This is a genomic window from Sphingobacteriaceae bacterium (genome assembly GCA_002319075.1).
GTDB lineage: Bacteria > Bacteroidota > Bacteroidia > B-17B0 > Aurantibacillaceae > Aurantibacillus.
Window position 1 is genome coordinate 3,473,479 of the sequence record NVQB01000001.1, and the last position, 19,069, is coordinate 3,492,547.

Annotated in this window: 18 protein-coding genes; 15 read left to right on the plus strand and 3 right to left on the minus strand. The window is 38.7% G+C overall.

What is annotated here, in order from left to right; translation table 11 throughout:
* Positions 1 to 49 precede the first annotated feature (49 nt).
* The 6 genes from CNR22_15065 to CNR22_15090 all read left to right on the plus strand — a co-directional run bounded on the left by CNR22_15065 (position 50) and on the right by CNR22_15090 (position 8,556).
* Positions 50 to 640, plus strand: coding sequence for a hypothetical protein (locus CNR22_15065; protein ID PBQ33041.1), 591 nt, complete (start codon positions 50 to 52; stop codon positions 638 to 640).
* A 227-nt stretch (positions 641 to 867) separates the two neighbouring features.
* Positions 868 to 2,322, plus strand: a complete 1,455-nt coding sequence (locus tag CNR22_15070) for an Asp-tRNA(Asn)/Glu-tRNA(Gln) amidotransferase GatCAB subunit B (protein PBQ33042.1) — start codon at positions 868 to 870, stop codon at positions 2,320 to 2,322.
* Positions 2,323 to 2,359: 37 nt separating this feature from the next.
* Positions 2,360 to 3,493: an alkyl hydroperoxide reductase gene (locus tag CNR22_15075; GenBank protein PBQ33043.1), complete on the plus strand. Its 1,134-nt coding sequence runs from the start codon at positions 2,360 to 2,362 to the stop codon at positions 3,491 to 3,493.
* Positions 3,494 to 3,527: 34 nt separating this feature from the next.
* Complete coding sequence (locus CNR22_15080) at positions 3,528 to 4,676, plus strand: hypothetical protein (GenBank protein PBQ33044.1); 1,149 nt, start codon at positions 3,528 to 3,530, stop codon at positions 4,674 to 4,676.
* A 56-nt stretch (positions 4,677 to 4,732) separates the two neighbouring features.
* On the plus strand, positions 4,733 to 7,807 hold the full coding sequence (locus CNR22_15085; protein ID PBQ33045.1) for a hypothetical protein: 3,075 nt from the start codon (positions 4,733 to 4,735) through the stop codon (positions 7,805 to 7,807).
* Positions 7,768 to 8,556 (plus strand): UDP-2,3-diacylglucosamine hydrolase, encoded by a 789-nt coding sequence (locus tag CNR22_15090; protein ID PBQ33046.1) that lies wholly within the window; start codon positions 7,768 to 7,770, stop codon positions 8,554 to 8,556. The genes CNR22_15085 and CNR22_15090 overlap by 40 nt, the downstream gene beginning before the upstream one ends.
* 134 nt (positions 8,557 to 8,690) lie before the next feature.
* Here CNR22_15090 and CNR22_15095 read toward each other — a convergent pair whose 3' ends face one another.
* The gene (locus tag CNR22_15095) at positions 8,691 to 9,776 is read right to left on the minus strand and encodes an AI-2E family transporter (GenBank protein PBQ33047.1); all 1,086 of its coding nucleotides are present in this window, start codon (positions 9,774 to 9,776) and stop codon (positions 8,691 to 8,693) included.
* Between the two features lie 148 nt (positions 9,777 to 9,924).
* Here CNR22_15095 and CNR22_15100 point away from each other — a divergent pair, with 148 nt between their 5' ends.
* The 4 genes from CNR22_15100 to CNR22_15115 all read left to right on the plus strand — a co-directional run bounded on the left by CNR22_15100 (position 9,925) and on the right by CNR22_15115 (position 12,831).
* Positions 9,925 to 10,569 carry a hypothetical protein gene (locus CNR22_15100; GenBank protein PBQ33048.1) on the plus strand — a complete coding sequence of 215 codons (645 nt, stop codon included), beginning with the start codon at positions 9,925 to 9,927 and terminating at the stop codon, positions 10,567 to 10,569.
* Positions 10,570 to 10,626: 57 nt separating this feature from the next.
* The gene (locus CNR22_15105; GenBank protein ID PBQ33049.1) at positions 10,627 to 11,007 is read left to right on the plus strand and encodes a hypothetical protein; all 381 of its coding nucleotides are present in this window, start codon (positions 10,627 to 10,629) and stop codon (positions 11,005 to 11,007) included.
* Positions 11,000 to 11,263, plus strand: a complete 264-nt coding sequence (locus CNR22_15110; protein PBQ33050.1) for a hypothetical protein — start codon at positions 11,000 to 11,002, stop codon at positions 11,261 to 11,263. Before CNR22_15105 ends, CNR22_15110 begins: the two co-directional genes overlap by 8 nt.
* 497 nt (positions 11,264 to 11,760) lie before the next feature.
* Positions 11,761 to 12,831 carry a branched chain amino acid aminotransferase gene (locus CNR22_15115; GenBank protein ID PBQ33051.1) on the plus strand — a complete coding sequence of 357 codons (1,071 nt, stop codon included), beginning with the start codon at positions 11,761 to 11,763 and terminating at the stop codon, positions 12,829 to 12,831.
* A gap of 227 nt (positions 12,832 to 13,058) precedes the next feature.
* Here CNR22_15115 and CNR22_15120 read toward each other — a convergent pair whose 3' ends face one another.
* Together CNR22_15120 and CNR22_15125 are read right to left on the minus strand one after the other, a co-directional pair.
* The gene (locus tag CNR22_15120; protein ID PBQ33052.1) at positions 13,059 to 15,452 is read right to left on the minus strand and encodes a hypothetical protein; all 2,394 of its coding nucleotides are present in this window, start codon (positions 15,450 to 15,452) and stop codon (positions 13,059 to 13,061) included.
* Positions 15,445 to 16,002 (minus strand): RNA polymerase, encoded by a 558-nt coding sequence (locus tag CNR22_15125; GenBank protein ID PBQ33053.1) that lies wholly within the window; start codon positions 16,000 to 16,002, stop codon positions 15,445 to 15,447. The genes CNR22_15120 and CNR22_15125 overlap by 8 nt, the downstream gene beginning before the upstream one ends.
* Positions 16,003 to 16,462: 460 nt before the next feature.
* On the opposite strand from CNR22_15125, the gene CNR22_15130 reads away from it, so the two are divergent.
* From CNR22_15130 to CNR22_15150, 5 genes are all read left to right on the plus strand, one after another.
* Positions 16,463 to 16,846, plus strand: coding sequence for a hypothetical protein (locus tag CNR22_15130; GenBank protein PBQ33054.1), 384 nt, complete (start codon positions 16,463 to 16,465; stop codon positions 16,844 to 16,846).
* A gap of 27 nt (positions 16,847 to 16,873) precedes the next feature.
* Positions 16,874 to 17,314, plus strand: a complete 441-nt coding sequence (locus CNR22_15135; GenBank protein ID PBQ33055.1) for a hypothetical protein — start codon at positions 16,874 to 16,876, stop codon at positions 17,312 to 17,314.
* Between the two features lie 4 nt (positions 17,315 to 17,318).
* Complete coding sequence (locus CNR22_15140) at positions 17,319 to 17,897, plus strand: GDP-mannose pyrophosphatase NudK (protein PBQ33056.1); 579 nt, start codon at positions 17,319 to 17,321, stop codon at positions 17,895 to 17,897.
* Positions 17,898 to 18,003: 106 nt separating this feature from the next.
* Positions 18,004 to 18,546 carry a riboflavin biosynthesis protein RibD gene (locus tag CNR22_15145; GenBank protein ID PBQ33057.1) on the plus strand — a complete coding sequence of 181 codons (543 nt, stop codon included), beginning with the start codon at positions 18,004 to 18,006 and terminating at the stop codon, positions 18,544 to 18,546.
* 30 nt (positions 18,547 to 18,576) lie between these two features.
* Complete coding sequence (locus CNR22_15150; GenBank protein PBQ33058.1) at positions 18,577 to 19,056, plus strand: damage-inducible protein DinB; 480 nt, start codon at positions 18,577 to 18,579, stop codon at positions 19,054 to 19,056.
* Positions 19,057 to 19,069: the final 13 nt, after the last annotated feature.

A 19,069-nucleotide genomic window follows, 5' to 3' on the forward strand; every position in this document is an offset into this window, starting at 1 on the left:
TATGAATCAGGCAAGCATTTTATTCGTCATTCTATGGTTTTGCAGTCTTATGAATTTAGCGCAAACTGACAGTATAGTGTATGCTCCCGGCAAAGTTTTAGAAGATGCGGTTTATCTTACACATGATGATTTCAGGCACTACCGGGGGATCAGGAAAGCACAGATGATTTCAAAAACCGAAAAAGAACAACTTGATTTTTTAAGCAAAGTACTCTTCGAAGAAAAAATGACTTACGAAGAAAATGGAGAACGCTTTACAGTAGAAAGCAAAAAAGTTTGGGGCTATATGCAGAACGGCACTTTATACGTTAACTTTAAAGGAGAGTTTTTCAGAGTACCTGTATTTGGATCCATTTCTTATTTTGTAGCAACAGTAACGGTTATCAATCCTGGATTCTACGACCCGCGTTTTGGAATGTCTACAGGCAGTGGCACCACTAAAGAAATTCGTGAATTTATTATGAATTATTACGATGGCATACTCGTTGAATTTTCGCCTGAAGAAATAGATAAATTATTGGCAAGAGATCCAGTTCTTTTTGCAGAGTTTAAAAAGTTAAGCCGACGTCAGCAAAAAGAGCAGACCTATGGCTACATCAGGAAATATAACGCATTGCATCCGATCTATTTTCTGAGATAAGATGCGCGCTTTTCTGCCACAGATGACGCGGATTGTGCAGAGTTTCTCACAGCACAGTTAGCCCGGTTACCACAGCGTTTTTCATTAAACTATTTGGTGTCACTGAAAGGTTTTGCGCCTGAGTAATCTGTGTAACCTGTGTCAGCTTTCCCGGTGAGTACGATGCCGAATTTACATTTATTCACAATTTTAAACCCAAAAAATTGTATCTTTAGAGCTTCAAAATTATGAGTATTTACGATAAATACGAACCCGTTATTGGTTTAGAGTGTCACATACAATTGCTTACAAAAACAAAAATGTATAGCAGCGATGTGGCAGAGTATGGTGGACTTCCAAACACCCATGTAAGTGTTGTTACACTTGGTCACCCGGGTACTTTGCCGGTGGTGAATGAAAGTGCAGTGGAATTTGCTGTAAAATTAGGCATTGCTGTGAACGCTGATATTCGTGAAGAAAATCAATTCGCACGTAAAAATTATTTCTATGCCGATCTTCCGAAAGGCTATCAGATCACGCAAGATAAAACTCCAATTTGTACAGGGGGGTATATTCCCTTTAAATTAAATGGTGTTGAAAAGCGTGTGAATCTTACGCGGATTCATATGGAAGAAGATGCCGGGAAAAGTTTGCATGATATCGATCCTTTTGAAACCCTTGTAGATCTTAACCGTGCAGGTACACCTTTATTGGAAATTGTATCTGAACCGGAGATCAAAAGTGGCGAAGAGGCTTATGCTTACATGACAGAAGTAAGAAAACTTGTCCGTTACCTGGGCATCTGCGACGGCAACATGGAAGAAGGATCTCTTCGTTGCGACGCGAATATTTCGGTTATGCTAAAAGGCTCAAAAGTGTTTGGAAAAAAGGTGGAGGTAAAAAACATGAACTCTTTCCGCAATGTGCAAAGAGCGATTGATTTCGAAATTAAACGCCAGATTGATTTAATTGAAGCTGGCGAAGCGATTGCCGGTGAGACAAGAAGTTTTGATGCTGTAAAAGATCTGACCTTTGCTTTAAGAAGTAAAGAAAATGCAAATGATTACCGGTATTTCCCGGAGCCAGATCTTCAACCCATTTACGTTACACAAGATTATATAAACAAAGTAAAGGCCGAACTTCCAACCTTACCGTCGGCTTTATTTAAAACTTACACCGAAGAATATAAGTTAAGCGAATACGACGCTTTACAAATTTTAGATGTAAAAGAAGTAGCGTTTTATTTTAACGAGCTTGTTAAGCACACAAAAAATTTTAAGAGCGCCGCTAACTGGATCATGGGCGCTGTGAGGTCATACCTGAACGAACGGGCATTGAACTTTTCTGAGTTTACTTTGGCTCCTGAAAAAATTGCCGAAATCATCGCTTTAATTGATGCTGGAAAAATCAGTAATTCAGCGGCTTCACAAACCTTATTCCCTGCATTGATCGACGCGCCGTCAAAAAGTGCCGAAAGCATTGCCAAAGAATTAGATCTGGTTCAAAACAGTGATAGTGATGCTATACAGGCATTGGTGGAAGAAGCGCTCTCTAAGTTCCCTGCAAAAGTAGCCGAGTATAAGGGTGGCAAAGTTGGTTTGCTTGGCATGTTTGTTGGTGAAGTGATGAAATTAAGTAAAGGAAAAGCGGATCCAAAATTGTTGAATCAACTCGTGAAGGAAACCCTCGATCGTCCCGAATAAAAGCGAAACGTTTATAATAAACCTGCTAAATAAATAAATGAAGAAAATGTATAAATCAATTATCTGTACCGGAGCATTGGCTCTGCTTGTATCCTGCAATCCATCGGGAAGCCAGGGCAACTTCGAACTAAAAGGAAATTTTACCAACAGCAAAGGCGAGATGATCTATCTCGAAAAATTAAATGGTCCGCAACCGGTTGTAGTGGATAGTACTGTTATTGATGAGAAAGGCGATTTCGCGTTTAAAAATTACACACCAAAGATTGGTTTTTACCGTGTAAAAGTTACAGCGCAAAATTTTGCCATGCTTGTTTTGGATTCTTCTGATAAAGTAAACTTAACAGGAAACTTAAATGATCTTGGAAATAGCTACAAAGTTGAAGGTTCGCCGGAAACAAAGTTATTTATCGAATACAACGATATCTCTAAGGCAAGAGATCAGCGTTTGGATTCTTTGAACAAAGCTTTTCAATCGGTGATGGAAGTGAGTAAGATGGATGCTAAAAAAATGGACTCTTTAAGTGCTATTTTTGAAGGACCGTACAACGTTATAGTGGAAAATTCAAATAATAAATTGCTCACGAAAATAAAAGAGAATGCTTCCATGTATTCTTCTCTTATAGCTATCCAGTCTTTAGAACCAGATAAATACCTCGATACCTACAAAACTTTAGACGCGGGTCTTGCAAAAAAATTTCCAGGCGATAATAACGTAAAAATGTTTCACGGAATGGTTCAGTCTTTAGAAGCTACTGCCATCGGACAAGTAGCTCCGGATATCAACCTTCCTTCTCCTGATGGAAAAGAAATCGCTTTAAGTTCGTTAAAAGGTAAAGTGGTGCTGGTAGATTTCTGGGCAAGCTGGTGCGGTCCTTGCCGCAAAGAGATGCCGAATGTGGTTAAGGCTTATGCGAAATTTAAAGACAAAGGATTCGAAATTTATGGCGTATCGTTAGATAAAGAAAAAGAACGTTGGGTAGAAGCTATTGCTAAAGATGGCATAACTTGGCCGCAGGTAAGCGATCTGAAACAATGGCAAAGTGATGTGGTGCCGCTTTACAGCATCCAGGGAATTCCTTTTACTGTTTTGTTAGATAAAGAAGGGAAAATTCTCGCTAAAAATTTACGCGGCGAAGAGTTAGAGAAAAAATTAATGGAAGTATTGAATTAAAAGATAACGTTTCCTCGATCTTAATCTTACAAACGTGGGGAAACGCCATCTCATATACTTTCTGTCTTTACTTGTGGTGCAGTTTGCTGCTCTTGCACAGGAAGATAAAAGTTCTCCCCCTGAACACAAAAGAATTTTCGGATTTAGAAGTCTTAAAGACACTGTTCTCAAAGAAAAGAACGGTGTCTTTGTTTTACCACTCATTTATTATACGCCCGATACACGTTGGGCAGCAGGGGCAGCGGGTGTTTATTATTTTAAGGTGCTGGCAAGAGATACTACCGAAAACGATACCCGCGTTTCTAACGTTCAGTTTCTTACTGATTACACACAGAATAAACAGTTGGATGTTTGGGGACAGTGGAATATTTTTACACACAACGAAAATTATTTATTCAAGGGAGAAGTGCGCTACCGCAATTTTCCCGACCGCTTTTATGGGATAGGTAACAGAACCTCCAAAGAAAATGAGGAGAGATATGTTTATAACCTGGTAAGTTTTAAAACACTTGCACTCAAAAAGCTTGCACCTGCCGTATTTGCCGGCGTTGATTACCACTTCGAAAAGGAATATAATTTTAGCTACGACCCTCTCGGCGCTTTGCAAACAGGTACTATAACGGGTTATAATGGCGGTATTCAGTCTGCCATTGGTTTAGTGGGAATTTACGATAGTCGCGACAACGTGATTAATACTTATACCGGAACTTTACTGGAAGTCTCATCTTACTTTTACAAAAAACAATTCGGTAGCACCTTTGATTTTACTTACCTGAATTTGCTGTACCAGCATTTCTGGAGACTTAAGAAAAAACATATCCTTGCAACGCAACTACGTGGACGCTATGGCTATGGTACTGTGCCTTTCCTCGACATGTCTGCCGTTGGTAACGACGATTTATTAAGAGGTTATCCAAAAAACAGGTACCGTGATAAGAATATGATCGGCGGACAAGTCGAGTACCGTTTTCCTTTATTCTGGCGCTTTGGTATGGTGGTATTCGGTGGAGTGGGAGATGTGTTTTCAAAAACTTCTGACCTGAGTTTAGATCATCTTAAATATTCTTACGGAACCGGGCTGAGGTTTATTGTAAATCCTGCAGAGCGCTTGAACATTCGCCTCGATTACAGTCATGGCAAAGAAGGTGGTTATTTTTATTTTGTGGTTGCTGAATCTTTTTAGACAAGGTTTTTTTAAAACAGAATTCTATATGTACTTTTAGTCATTAATTTTTCTCTATGATGAAACGTTTATGTCTTTTCTTTAGCTCGTTTGCGGCACTGTACAGTTCTTCACAAACAGCTTATTTCCAGCAACGTGTGGATTGTAAAATGGATATCAGTCTTAACGATGAAAAGCATACAGTTTCTGCATTTGAAGAGATTAACTACGTTAATAATTCTCCGCAGACTCTGGATTTCATTTATTTTCATCTTTGGCCCAATGCCTATAAAAATAATTCTACGGCATTGGCCAAACAATTATTATGGCAAGGCAAAACAGATTTTTATTATTCTACACCGGAAGAGCGTGGTTATATCGACAGTCTCGATTTTAAAGTAAACGGCAAATCTTTGAAGTGGGAATACGACAAAGAGAACATCGATATTTGCAAAGTGTTTTTAAATGAACCTCTGAAAGCCTCTGATAGTATTAAGATCACTACGCCCTTTTTTTTAAAAATTCCCGATGCGAAATTTTCACGCATGGGACACACCTTCCAGGCTTATTATATGACGCAGTGGTATCCAAAACCGGCAGTCTATGACAGCAAAGGCTGGCACCAAATGCCTTATCTTGACCAGGGCGAATTTTTTAGTGAGTATGGCAGTTTTGATGTGAAAATAACATTACCTGATAATTTTGTATTGGCTGCAACGGGTGATAGGATTGATGCCGCGGAAGAAGAAGCCTTTCTTAACAAAAAAGTGGAGGAAACAAAAAAGGAAATAGAAAGAAGAGCTACTGAGGTAAGAAAGCCGGGACGTACTGTTTACAAATATGAAACTCCGGTTTCTACCAAATTGAACAAAACTATTCGTTTTAAACAATCACATGTACATGATTTTGCATGGTTCGCTGATAAAAGGTTTTATGTTTTAAAGGGAGAGATAGAATTGCCCCAGAGTAAACGTAAAGTTACCAGCTGGGCTTATTTCTTAGCCCCACATCTGATTGAATGGAGAGAGGCAGTAAATTATGTAAATAGCGCGACCTTATTTTATTCTCAGCACAGTGGCGAATATCCTTATAATAATGTATCAGCTGTTGATGGGAATATTATGGCCGGTGGGGGAATGGAGTATCCTAACATCACCGTTATTGGTGGAGTTAGTTCTGCCATTGAACTGGATATGGTAATAACCCACGAAGTAGGACATAATTGGTTCTATGGTATTTTAGGAAGCAATGAAAGGGATAATCCCTTTTTAGATGAAGGCATTAATTCTTTTTATGAGCTACGTTACATGCGGGAGAAATATCCCCGTGCAACACTGGCCAATCTTATTGGCAGAGATTCTACTTTTAAATTACTGGGGATAAATAAAGTTCCGTTTTGGAAATACCATGAGATCTCCTTCTTTGTTCCCCTGCGCGCCGGTAAAGACCAGGAATTGGCTCTTAAGTCGACAGAGTATACCGAATCAAATTACGGCGGCATAGTTTACAGTAAGTCTGCTAATATAATGGACTATATGTTGGACTACTTTGGCGAGAATGTGATGGACAGCGCTATGCACCGGTATTTCGAGGCATATAAATTTAAGCATCCTACACCCAATGATCTGTTTAGAACGCTTGCAGAGTATTCGGGGAAGGACTTAAAGGAATTTCAGAACCGCCTTTATTACGGAACAGAGCGTATTAATTATAAAATAAAAGGTATTAAAAAGAAAGACGGCAATTATGTGTTGACGCTTAAAAATAAAACAAAGAGCATTCTCCCTTTTAATATTTATGCGTACGATAAAAAAAATAACGTCCTTAATGTTAACTGGTACGATGGCTTTGAAAAGAAACGCACGGTAACTCTTCCTGCTGCGGATGTGCATCATTTTAAAATTGATGGACAAAATCGTATGCCGGACATTTACCGTAAGAATAACAGTATTAAAACGCATGGTTTATTTAAACACTCAAAACCTTTGAAAATGCGTTTTATAACTCAGTTTGAAGATCCATCTAAAACCCTTGTCAATTATGCTCCTGTGCTGGGTGCAAACTATTACGACGGCTTTATGTTAGGTATGAGTTTTCATAATTACAGTTTCTATGAAAAACGTTTCGAATATCTTATCGCTCCTATGTATGCTTTTAATACCAAAGCTCCCGTGGGTTTCGCAGAATTCAATTTTAATTTTTATCCGAAGTCTGTGTTTAGTCATATTAAAGTGGGCGCAAAGCTGAAAACTTTTCACTACGATTATTTTAATTCAGAGTTTTTGAATGAGAATCTTGGGACAAATTTTGACGATTTGTATTTTAAATATTATAAGTTTAGTCCATACATTCAGTTCAAAATAAAGAAGAAAGATGTTTTAAGTCCGATCACGCAATTCTTAACTTACAGCAATACCAACTTAATAACGGATAGTCTTGATACCCGTGTTTACCAAACTATTGCGGTAGCCGGACCTGCAAAGAAAACGACTTATTCTTTTGTAAACCAGTTGAGTTATGATCTCACGAATAAACGGACGATCGATCCTTTTACGTTTAATGTGAACTTGCAGCATACGGCAAGCATGGCTAAGATTTCGGGGACATTAAATTATAAAATTAATCTTACCAGGAAACATGAAATGACGGTGCGTGTTTTTGCGGGTGCTTTTCTTACAGGCAACGCAAACGAGCGTGGATATTACGCTTTCAGGGCAAGTGGTTACAATGGCTGGAACGATTATTTGTTTGAAGGAAATTATGTGGCGCGCAACGAACGCGGTGGTTTTGGCTTTAGCCAGTTTATGGAAAAAGATGGTGCTTTGAAAATATGGACCCCTCTTGGGCAAACCGGCGAATGGATGACAGCGGTAAATTTGAAGTCTCCAAAGTTTTTAAAGCTCTTTAAAGTTTTTGCCGATGCGGTTGTTTGTGATGGACGTTCTTTAAACACCGATAAATTTTTGTGGGATGCAGGAATCAATATCAGCTTATGGACCGATGTGATTGAAATTTACGTTCCTCTGGCCTATAATAACGACATTCGTGAGACCCTGGAGTTAAACAAAGTTAGCTTCCCGAATACCATTCGCTTTACGTTTAATATTCATAAATTAGATGCGAAAAACATCTTACAAACCAGTTTCTTTTAGTGAATTCAAAAAAAATATATTTTGCCTCCGATTTTCATTTAGGCGTTCCTTCCTTTGAAAACAGCCTGCAACGCGAAAAACTCGTTTGCAAATGGTTGGACATGGTAAAACACGATGCGCAGGAAATTTTTCTTGTCGGCGATATCTTTGATTTTTGGTACGAATACAAATACACCGTACCTAAAGGAAATGTGCGTCTGCTGGGCAAAATAGCAGAGATAACTGATTCCGGCATACCGGTGCATTTTTTTGTCGGTAACCACGATCTCTGGATGAAGGATTACTTTACGCAGGAATTAAATGTTTCTGTATTTCATCATCCTATTACAAGAACTTTCAGTAACAAAGTATTTTATATTGGTCACGGCGATGGACTTGGTCCCGGTGACAAAGGCTACAAACTTCTTCGTAAAATTTTCGCCAGCAAAACCTGCCAGTGGTTATTCAGTAGATTGCATCCCAACCTCGCTTTTTACATAGCCAAACAAAGCAGTAAGCGCAAAAAAGAAATTACCGGCAACGAAGATGAAAAATTTTTAGGCGCCGAAAACGAATGGCTGTTCTTGTACAGTCGCGACTATTTAAAAGAAAACAAAATAGATTATTTTGTTTTTGGTCACCGTCACTTGCCTTTAGATTTGGACGTAGACGGCAAAGCCCGCTACATCAACCTTGGAGAATGGATTCATTATAATACTTACGCAGTATTTGATGGCGAGAAAATGGAGTTGAAGGCGTTTGAGGGGTAGAGTAAAATTTAACCACAAAGACGCTGCGCATTTCCTGTCGGCAAATTGAGCTCTTTTTATAAAAAATAGTATTATTTTCTTCTCCAGGCAGTGCGAATAGTGATACCATTCTTTCTCTGTTCCTCCCTGGTAAATCACCGCTTCGTCGTAAACTTCTTTTGGTAAATAAAGGGCACACCTAATTCCAGCGTTACATCGGGCTCTGGTTTTTCTTTTACCTGTTTGCGGTAAGTCGAATAATAAATCTTAATCAGGATCACGAAATACGAAATCAACAGTGGACCAAAGATCAATCCCGGAATTCCCATGTAATTTAAACCCATGATCACACCCAGAACCGTTATAACAGGATGCACATCGGCCATACGTTTGGCAAGTACAAAACGAATGACATTGTCGGCGCTGCCCATAACGATAGCGCTCCAGGCAATAACGCCAACACCCTGCCAGGTTTGTCCTTCTGCGAATAAATAAATAGAGATAGGCAACCAGATCAAACCCGTTCCAACAATAGGGATAATAGAAGCAAAACCTGTAAGAATCGCCCAGAACGCAGCTTCCGGCACTCCGGCTACCCAATAAGCGACAAAGGCGCTCAGGCCTTGCGCTACCGCAATTAGGGGAATGCCAATAGCATTACTGAAAGTTTGTGCTTTTAATTCGTGGCCAAAAAGCATAATTTTTCTTTTGTCGAAAGGAAGAAATAAAATAATAGCGGCTTCAATACGATTAAAGCCCACTAATAAAAAGTACAGGAAAAAATACATCATGGTGATGGAAGAAAAAACAGAGAGGCCCATGTTTAACGCCTGACTTGCGAGTCCTGCGGCGCGCGATTGAAGCTCTGCAATATTTTTTTCAGAAAGGATTTCAATATTAAACTTTGTTTGGATAGTTTCTACGTAAGCTTTTACGTTTTCGGGATGAGAGACAAGTGGCGTTGCTTTGTTAATTACGAGACTTGAAAAAGAAAAGATGGGTACCATGATGATGATAAACGATACAATTACAATAAGAATCGCGGCTCTCCCTTTTTTCCATTTTTTCTTATTTACTAAAAATTCCATCCAGGGTTTAAAGAGCACATAAAACATAATTGCACCCAGAAACGCGGTAAAAAATTCGCGCATAGAGAACAGTAATAGCAAAGCGAAAATGATAATCACTGATAAAAAAAACGACTTGTTTATTTTAGCTGTATTTAATGTTGTACCCCCCATAGTAGTAAAATTTGTTCGGTGTTTTATTTTTAGTAATTTTAATTAAAATAGTTGATAGACCAGCTTTTTACACACAAACAAATTAAAATTATTTAGTATCAAATGTTGTGCCCGCTATCAAGCAGTTAGCCGCAATGCTTAAACAAATATGACGCCTGAGAAAATAGTTATTTTAATGCTTTTAATCGGTTTTTGTAGTTGTTCAGACATTGCAGTCACCTCAACTGTTGAGACGCAGGTTACAGAAAAAAAGTCGTCTGGATTTAGTATAGAAAACGGACTGAGGCAAGGAATCTTGTATGTGGACTCCACTGGAACCGAATATATATACTATTCTGTTACATCAACTATAACGAATGACTCCACAATTCCGATGCATTTTGTGGTAGATTTTGCAAAAGCAACAGACTTAGCTAATGACAGTCTGGGGCCTCGGGTTTTTCTGCAGCCAAGAAGAGCTCTGACACAAGAGAAACTCCAGACAATTAATAAATCAGCAATTTCCTTAAGCATTTCAAACGACATAAAACACGTTTTGGCCATGGTTGCACAAACTCCCACTACGCTCGACACACTGCTGAGTTCGAAGGGTAAATGTGTGATGACCTTTGGTTTACTAAACAACACTAAACATGCAGAACCATATGCAATTGGTCTGCAAGTATCAGGTAATGGTTCTTCAGCAACAGAGCTGGAACTTAAATTTGATAATATAACCCCCGAGAAACATTATGTGGTACCTTGTGGGCAAATCAATTTTGAAAACATTGCTGACAACTTGCATAACCGCTAATAACGGCTAGTGGCGCCCAACTATTGACTATCAACTATAAACTATTGACTATCACGTATGGAGGAAAAAAAGGAATATTTCGAAGAAACTTACGAATTGTTTACAAACTATGTTGACGACCGCATGCTTCTTTTAAAAATACAGGCAGCAGAAAAATCCGGTAAATTAATGTCGGCATTTATAACGATGGCAGTTGTGGCATTATTTACCTTTTTCATTTTACTTTTTGTAAGTATTATGGGTGGTTATTATTTTGCTGAGGTAACCGGAAGTACTTTTTATGGCTTTAGTATTATAGCTGGAATCTATATTTTGTTGCTCCTGATTTTTTTGGTTCTCAACAAACAGGTATTATCCCAATACATTATTAATACAGTGATTCGTATTTTCTTTGAACGTTCTAAAGTAGAAACCGATTTAACTAACGAAGATGAATAAACGTCAGGTCATTATTACTTCGCTTAGCGAATTGGAAACCGAAGAGAGAAGAGTGCGCCAGCGCATTAAAAAACAGGAAGCTGAGTTAATGTTGCGCGTTAAAAAATTACCTGAAGAACTCGTGTCGACCGCAGTTGTAAAGGTTGTCTCCGGACTCATTTCAGGTGATACAGCTAAAACTGTTATGGGTTTTATAAAAAAAATAGCAGGCAATCTCATTTCTAATATTTTCGAAAAGTTTTCTGACGACAAATAACAATTGTTAAGTCGAAAGGTGTTCTAATGCTGCGCCACTGACCGCTGCAAGTATACTCGTGAAGAGTGGACTTAAAGCGCCTGCTCGGTAGGGCAAAAGTCTGATAGACTTTTGAGCCAGATAGTGCGTTAGCTTTGACCCCTGGGAAAAAGACCCCGCACAAACTTTTTATGCAGAGCGAAGTCGAGGCATAGGCGCTTTTAGGCCAGGCGAGCGAGATACAGCAGAGGGCAGGACCGCCATGAAGCGAAAGGCATGCGGAAATATAAAAGATGCCTTTCTGCTTCATGGGGGAGGCGCCCTTAAAATAGCGGGGAAGAAAAGCGTAACTTTTATCCTTTAGCCCTTATTTCCAACACTTTAGAGAGGGCGTTTTCCTTGACATAACGCAAGTTTCAGGCAGACTTAATTTAACTTTAAAATTGACCGAATTAGCCTCTAATTTATTTGCCAATTCGAAAATTATGTAGTTATTTGTTAGATCAACACAAAAAGGTATGACTAGTACTATAGACATTAAAGTAGAAAAGATTAAGAAAAGTCGTGTTTCAGAATACGATATAAATAATGTTGCTTTTGGTAAATGTTTCAGCGATCACATGTTCGTTGCTGAATACTCCGATGGCAAGTGGCAGAAAGCAGAAATCACTCCGTACCAGGATGTGCCGATGAGTTATGCAATGAGTGCGCTCCATTACGGACAGGCAATCTTCGAAGGAATGAAAGCCTACAAAAACGATAAGGGCGAGGTTTCGATGTTCAGAGCTCCTGATAACTTCAAACGTTTAAATAAAAGTGCTGTACGTATGGCAATGCCTGAAATTCCTGAAGATCTGTTCATGAATGGCTTGATGGAATTAATTCGTTTAGATTCAGCCTGGGTTCCTTCCAGTGAAACGGGAAGTCTTTACATTCGTCCGTTTTTAATTGCTACGGACGAAGCCATTGGTGTAAAAATCAGTGACACTTATAAATTTGTGATCATCACGTGCCCTGCCGGTAAATATTACAGCGAGCCAATTAAAGTTTTAGTAGAAACAAATTATTACCGTGCTGTAAAAGGTGGGGTAGGCTTTGTAAAAGCAGCAGGTAACTACGGAAGAAGTTTGTATCCTACAAAATTGGCGCAACAAAAAGGGTACCAACAGGTAATCTGGACCGATAGCGAAACGCAGCAGTATTTTGAAGAAAGCGGAACCATGAACGTGATGTTTGTGATTGGAGATACACTTTTAACGCCGGGCTTGAGCGATACTATTTTAGATGGTGTTACACGTAGCTCTGTGCTTGCTTTGGCGAGAGACTGGGGTATGAAAGTAGAAGAACGTAAAGTAAGTATTAAAGAGGTTTTTGAAGCTATTGAGGCAGGAACCCTGAAAGAAGTTTTCGGTTGTGGTACAGCGGCAACGATTGCGCAAATAATTGGCATCGGTCATAATGGAAAAGATTATGCTCTACCGCCGGTAGCAGAACGTAAGTTCTCACCACGTGTGGATGATACCTTGCGTGCGATTCGCAAAGGAAAGATGGAAGACAAACACGGATGGATGATGAAGGTGCCTTCGTAATCAGGAAATAGATTTATATAAAAACCGGCTTCGAATGAGGCCGGTTTTTTTGTGTCCTTTCTCGACTACGCTCGAAATGACAATCGACTACGCTCGAAATGACACGGGCTACGCACAAGCTGGCCTTAACATCCACTGGATGTTAATCCTGCTCGAACTGAAAATCGACTAGCCTCGAAATGACAGTGTCAAATCGAGCGTAGTCGAGATTGCGTAATATGTATACCTCATTTGAAGTTGCTACTATCGCTTTCATCGTAACTACTTTGTCCTGCAGGAGCTGGTTGGACTGAACAAGGAAAGACAACTGGCCTTAATCTCACTCTAATCTCTTCTCTGTTTTTTATTTTATCTCTTCTTGTATTCTCTTTTTGTTCGAAAAGCTGGTAATTAAACTCCTCTAAAATATTTCTGGAAGCCCCGCCATTCATAGAAGAGAAATGCTCTATGTCTTTTTTGGACATCTTTGTTAATTGCAGACTTACTTCACCTGGCTTTGCTTTTGCTATGCTGTTACTGTAAATGGTCTCGCCTTTAAAACCCATTACAAGTAAACTGTAAGAAAATAATTCATTAAGATTTTCTTTAAAGTCTGCGTTAACAGTTGCAGGCATTCTTTGAAAGGAACTTAGTTTATCAGGAATAAGATAGGCAAGAATGCGGTCGTAGTCTTCCCTTCCCTGAACTTTTACAAGAAGGGGTTCGTAACGAATAACCGCCTTTTTTCCGGATTGAGGATCTGTGTAATCAAGGGTTTCACGTTTACTTGTAGATTCGAAAACATAAACGTCTACGTTTTTCCATCCGGTGGTTTCAATTCTTGTTTCGAAATATGCCGCCGCCGGAGCTTTAACATAAGGTTTATCTAATTGTCTGTATGCCTCTTTCATATTGGTTTCCAACTCTTCCATAAAAACATTGTTTATGCGTTTAACTTCTGATATATTATGGGTAGTTCTTTCTTCAAGTGCACGTTGATCTTCGATTTTTTCTTTTTTATAAAGTGATTGTAGAGTCTCACGCGCAGTTTTTTCGTACAGCGTTCTCTTTTCTTCCATATAAGCATGGAGTTTTTTTAGCTCGCTGGTTTTCATGGAAACGCCGCCTTGCCTTTTGTTATAGAACTCACGAAAGGTTTCTCCGCCTTCACCGAGCATCACCATGGCAAGGCTGTCAATCTCCCACATCCGTTTGTCCATATTTTTAACATAGAGGTCTAATACACTCGCGTTGCAGGTTTTAAAAATTGCTTTTAGTCGCGCTTCAAATTCTTTTGTTGCCAATAATGTTTTATTAAATTTTTTATTCCAGATGGCGCGAATACGGGACGGGGCGATTTCGCAGCCAGAGCTTACGGAATTTTGAACAGATTCTGCAACAGAGCCTCCAATATATTGAATGAGCGCAGATATATCGTTATCTGTTAAAGTCCCTTCAAATACAGTCATGGCTGTTTTCCCATTTTCCAAATAAATTTTATTAGCATAAGGATCACCGCTCTTAATCATCTTTTCACTATTCATGATGTATTTTTTTAACCACTCGCCTTTTGGAATTCTTTCCATTATGCCTTCCAAACCCGGACCGGTGAGTTTTTGTTTTGTAAGGGAATGACAGACTGCGCAATTTTGTCTGAATATTTTTTCCGGATCCGGTTTTCGCACTGTGTCAGATCTTACTGTGTATTTTCCGTAGTCGTCTTCATTTTCATTAAAAGAAGCAGCATCCAATTCGCTGGAAAAGCACGCAAAAGAATAATAAACACTATCCGTAATTTTTTTATCGCTAATATCAAATCCCATGCTTTGCAAAGAGTCTAAAAAGTGTGGCGGATAAAAATCGAGGCTCATAATGTCCATTGTAGTCAAAGCACTTTCCATGGGTTTAGGATCTATCCAATTGATCTGGCCATCCGCCATCCGCTTGCCATCAAACAACATCATCTTTTTCCCATTAGTATTATCGGGAACGCTGGCATAGATGTTTTTGTTTGCAGGAATAATTAAATTTTTTCCATCCTTTCTTGCGTTGATATAAAACATACCTCCAGTCTCCAATAGTTTTCCCTCACTAGTTGTGGAGAGTCCTGCCTTCATTATGTCCAGTGGAGTCAGTGCTTCTTTTATTTCCAGTTCATAATCTTCAGTAACTTCATTACCCGTACTATTTATAAAAGCCCTGGCAGGAATTTGAAAAACCATGCCGCCTTTGGTCTCAATTATAGTATCGCTGTTTCCTCTGAGAATAAAGACTTGCGGACTAATTTGTTCATCCGCTTCTGACCAGTTCTTGTTATTTTGTTCATTCAGTTCATAACGGATATTTCTGTTTTCGGCAAATATTTTATTTATTACCACCATCACCGTTGCAACGGCCAGTGCTGTTATAGCCAAACCCAACATCCACTTGCCAGCTTTGGTTTTGAACGATCCTTTTTTAAATCCTTTGTTAATTTCAGATCTTAATCCCGCGTTTTCAATTCCACGCATAACCTGCCTTTGCAGCTCAAATTCTTTTTTTAATTCAGCGTTTGTTTCTAATTGTTTTTCAAAGTCTGCTTTTTCAGCTTCATTTAGTTCACCATTGAGGTAGTTTTCTATGAGTTGTGTATACTTATTCATGACCGGAAGTTTTTAAGATTTGTAAATTTTCTTTCGCTTTTTCAATGCACCTGTACTTTTGATTTTTAGCCACTTTTTCTGAACCAAAGTTCAGCTTCGCGGCAATGTCTCTCATGGACATTTTTTTAAAGTAAAAGAGCAAAAGCAATTGCTTACATTTTTCTCCCAGCTGGTGGAAAGCTTTTTCCGCCAGTGTATTTTCCGATTCTGTTTTGTAAAGGGTTTCTAAGTGATGTTCGGCAGATGCTTGCTGAGTTGTTTCTAAATCAACTTCTATCCGCTTGCTTTGCTTTTTAAGGCGCTCGCTCCACAAAAAGCGACAAATGCTGTACAAATAAGTAGTCAGACTACTTGTCAAAACAAAGTCGGGTGTTTTTAGTTTCCGGATCAGGATAATAAGTGCCTCCTGGTATATATCTTCTGCATCTTGTCTGCTACCGCTGTTTTTTAAGACGAATTTTTTTATAACAGGGAAGTAGCCGTAGAGCTTTTCGCTGACCTTAGCGTAGTGATTGCCTTGTAGCAATTCAATTATCTGGCTGTCTTTCATTAATGTGTTTTTATATTAATGGAGCTTTTCGCAAAAGGTCATCAAAAGAAATTGTAAAAAATGTATTAAGTCACGTAAGATAGTTAAAATCAATAAAATAGATTTAAATAAGGGTTACGTAAGCGATTTTTAAAATCATGTTTAATTAAATGAAACTGTCATTTTATAATCAAACGCCACTCCGCCTGATTTAATAAGTCATTTCGAGTAGGATCAATATCCGGTGAATGTTGAGGCTAGCTTGTGTATAGCCGGGAAATTTGTAAATTTAATAAACTCAATTTTGCAAACATGAAATCGAAAACGGGCTTTCTTATTGTTTTACTGGTACTTAACTGCATCGTTCTACTCGGTCAGCTTTGGCCCGAAGGGGCACCTCCTTTTGCACGAACGGTCAATATTATTTTCCTTATTTTAAGTTTAATCTTTTTTATTAGTTTACTTCGCAAAAAATAATTGTATGAAAAAAATTATTTCTGTCTTAATTTCTCTTGCTGCGTTTTTTTTAATTGCCTGCAGCGGTTCTGATACTTACCTGGGTAAGTGGAAAGCCACTAACGCGAATGGTGATAAATTCGATCTTGAATTCAGTGCCAAAAAGTTTAGCGTAAAAGATAGCAGCGGACAAATAAAAAAGTACGAATACAAACAGCATTCTATCCACATTGATAATTCTATAAAAACTTACGGCATTAAATTAGAAGATGGCAGAGCTTATGACATTCATTTTCCGAAAGAGAACGATGATAACATTGCTCTTATACGGGATGAGCAGGGTCAGCCTTTGTATACTCTGTCACGCAAGGACTATATAAAGTATGAATCTGTTTATAAATTAGAGTAATTAGTAGGGTGTTTGGCATAAGCGAAGATGAAAAACCTGTTTAAGATAAGTTTCGTTTGCCTTACGCAATTCTTTGCTTCATGTTTTACTACTCAGGAAGAGCACCAGTTAACAACGCAGGAAGCACTCCGATACTTAGATTCTACGCAACTAAATTATGTACTCGCGGGTTATAAAGATACTGAGGGTTATTCTTTCCTAAGTCGGAAACACTTATCAGATACAATTGCCGTGAAGCTTTTTTGCAACCCTGGTTTTCCTGATATTACAGATACACTCGTAGAAATACAATCAGGAATTTTTAAGTCTATTCGCAACCGCACACTTTACCAAATCCAAGCCAATGAAGTCACGGTAACCTATTTTCAAAAAATCATTCACCCTTCTTCGAACTGGCAAGGACAAACGCCCTGGCAGGAAATTAATATAATAAAGTATCGGCGGATCGATAAAAATTTGAGGCCTTAGAACTATGAAAAGTAAAATGAAACTTCAGAAAACAGAAATCCTTTCTTCTGATAAATACCTTCTTAAAAAAATAACTTACGACTATTTGCGAAATGATGGTAAAAGCCAGGTGCAGAGCCGGGAAGTTTATGATCGTGGGAATGCTGCTACGATATTACTGTACAACAAAGAGAAAAAGTCAGTGATTCTCACAAGACAATTTCGTCTCCCTACTTTTTTAAATGGTAACGAAAACGGAATGCTCATTGAAGCATGTGCCGGCATGTTGGATAAAGATAGTCCGGAAGAGGCCATAAAACGTGAGGCAGAAGAAGAAACAGGCTATAAGATCACAGAAGTTAGAAAGGTCTTTGAGGCATACACTTCGCCCGGCTCTTTAACAGAATTGCTTTATTTTTTTATTGCTGAATATTCAAAGGACCTGAAAGTGGCCGAAGGCGGAGGATTGGAAGAAGAACATGAAGAGATTGAGGTTTTAGAATTGGATATAGAAAAAAGCATGCAAATGATAGAAAGTGGCGAAATTAAGGATGCCAAAACGATTATGCTGCTGCTGTATATCAGGTTGCATAAGATTTTATAGATGCTGTTGACTGGGCATAAGGTTTTGAGTTACATCCGCACTTGCAGGCTATTTAACTGGCACCACATTTGCAAAGTATGACTGCACCGCAATAGGGAAAGAGCAAATGGGAAAAGTAATTTTAGACATGTCTATGTCATTGGACGGTTTTATCGGCAATCAGAAGCAAAAGTACATTTACCCCATTGAGGAAATTAAGAAAACACCCCAATTAAAGCAACTCATAAAAAATGCAGGAGCTGTAATTATGGATATAGAGGCCTATGACCTTTCTGAGGGCGATTTTACAGACTATGAATACCAGGTTCCTGTTTTCGTTATCTGCAAAAAGGCACCTGCCAAAACTACAAAAGGAACAAACGAAAATTTAAAGTTTCATTTCATTACTACGGGCATTGAGAGCGCCGTTGAAAAAGCAAAAACTGCGGCTAAGTCTAAGAATGTTATGGTAATTGGTCTGGCTGAAGCGGCGCAGGAGTCGTTAAAGGCGCAGAAAATTGATGAATTAATTATCCGTATTATCCCAGTTCTCTTGGGAAAGGGTGTTCGTCTTTTTGAAAATTTGGGTAAAGAGGCTATCCCTCTAAAAATCCTGAATTCCGAAAAATACCTTGCGCATACCGACATTACTTTTAAAATTCAAAAGTAAGTTACTGGAAATTATTTTTTATTTTGTAGCATGGATAAGATTTCAAACTATGCAAGGCAGCACTACGAATTTGTAAAAGATTCGCGGAGTGTTCTTCTGAACTATTGCCAGACAATTCGGGGGGAAGATTTTACAAGAGAAAACTCAGCATTTGGTCGCGGTGGCAGCATGCGAAATTTGCTGGTGCATATCACCAATGTTTATGAATATTGGGTTGCAGAAGTCGGGTTGAATAAGAGTGTTAAGTTCTCGGACTGTGCATCCTTTGAAACACCTGACGATATAAATGAACTATTCGTTACTGTAAATAGTTATATGGATGAACTTATCGTTAAATTAGAAGATCCCGATTTCCTGGTAACCTATGTATTACATGATGATAAAAAACACGTAACGCTTTTTAAACTTTTTAGTCACGTTATAAGCCACGAGTATCATCACAAGGGTCAGATTTTATCTATCAGTCGCCAGTTAGGTTACACACCGGTAGATACTGATATGATCCGATAGAGCTGAGTTGACT

Bases quoted from the DNA above. Each gene is read 5' to 3' on its own strand.
- CNR22_15130 (PBQ33054.1), top strand. From the start codon at position 16,463: ATGAAAAAAATTATTTCTGTCTTAATTTCTCTTGCTGCGTTTTTTTTA.
- CNR22_15145 (PBQ33057.1), top strand. From the start codon at position 18,004: ATGGGAAAAGTAATTTTAGACATGTCTATGTCATTGGACGGTTTTATC.
- CNR22_15105 (PBQ33049.1), top strand. From the start codon at position 10,627: ATGGAGGAAAAAAAGGAATATTTCGAAGAAACTTACGAATTGTTTACA.
- CNR22_15110 (PBQ33050.1), top strand. From the start codon at position 11,000: ATGAATAAACGTCAGGTCATTATTACTTCGCTTAGCGAATTGGAAACC.
- CNR22_15115 (PBQ33051.1), top strand. From the start codon at position 11,761: ATGACTAGTACTATAGACATTAAAGTAGAAAAGATTAAGAAAAGTCGT.
- CNR22_15070 (PBQ33042.1), top strand. From the start codon at position 868: ATGAGTATTTACGATAAATACGAACCCGTTATTGGTTTAGAGTGTCAC.
- CNR22_15150 (PBQ33058.1), top strand. From the start codon at position 18,577: ATGGATAAGATTTCAAACTATGCAAGGCAGCACTACGAATTTGTAAAA.
- CNR22_15095 (PBQ33047.1), bottom strand. From the start codon at position 9,776: ATGGGGGGTACAACATTAAATACAGCTAAAATAAACAAGTCGTTTTTT.
- CNR22_15125 (PBQ33053.1), bottom strand. From the start codon at position 16,002: ATGAAAGACAGCCAGATAATTGAATTGCTACAAGGCAATCACTACGCT.
- CNR22_15065 (PBQ33041.1), top strand. From the start codon at position 50: ATGAATTTAGCGCAAACTGACAGTATAGTGTATGCTCCCGGCAAAGTT.
- CNR22_15120 (PBQ33052.1), bottom strand. From the start codon at position 15,452: ATGAATAAGTATACACAACTCATAGAAAACTACCTCAATGGTGAACTA.
- CNR22_15100 (PBQ33048.1), top strand. From the start codon at position 9,925: ATGACGCCTGAGAAAATAGTTATTTTAATGCTTTTAATCGGTTTTTGT.
- CNR22_15140 (PBQ33056.1), top strand. From the start codon at position 17,319: ATGAAAAGTAAAATGAAACTTCAGAAAACAGAAATCCTTTCTTCTGAT.
- CNR22_15085 (PBQ33045.1), top strand. From the start codon at position 4,733: ATGATGAAACGTTTATGTCTTTTCTTTAGCTCGTTTGCGGCACTGTAC.
- CNR22_15075 (PBQ33043.1), top strand. From the start codon at position 2,360: ATGAAGAAAATGTATAAATCAATTATCTGTACCGGAGCATTGGCTCTG.
- CNR22_15135 (PBQ33055.1), top strand. From the start codon at position 16,874: ATGAAAAACCTGTTTAAGATAAGTTTCGTTTGCCTTACGCAATTCTTT.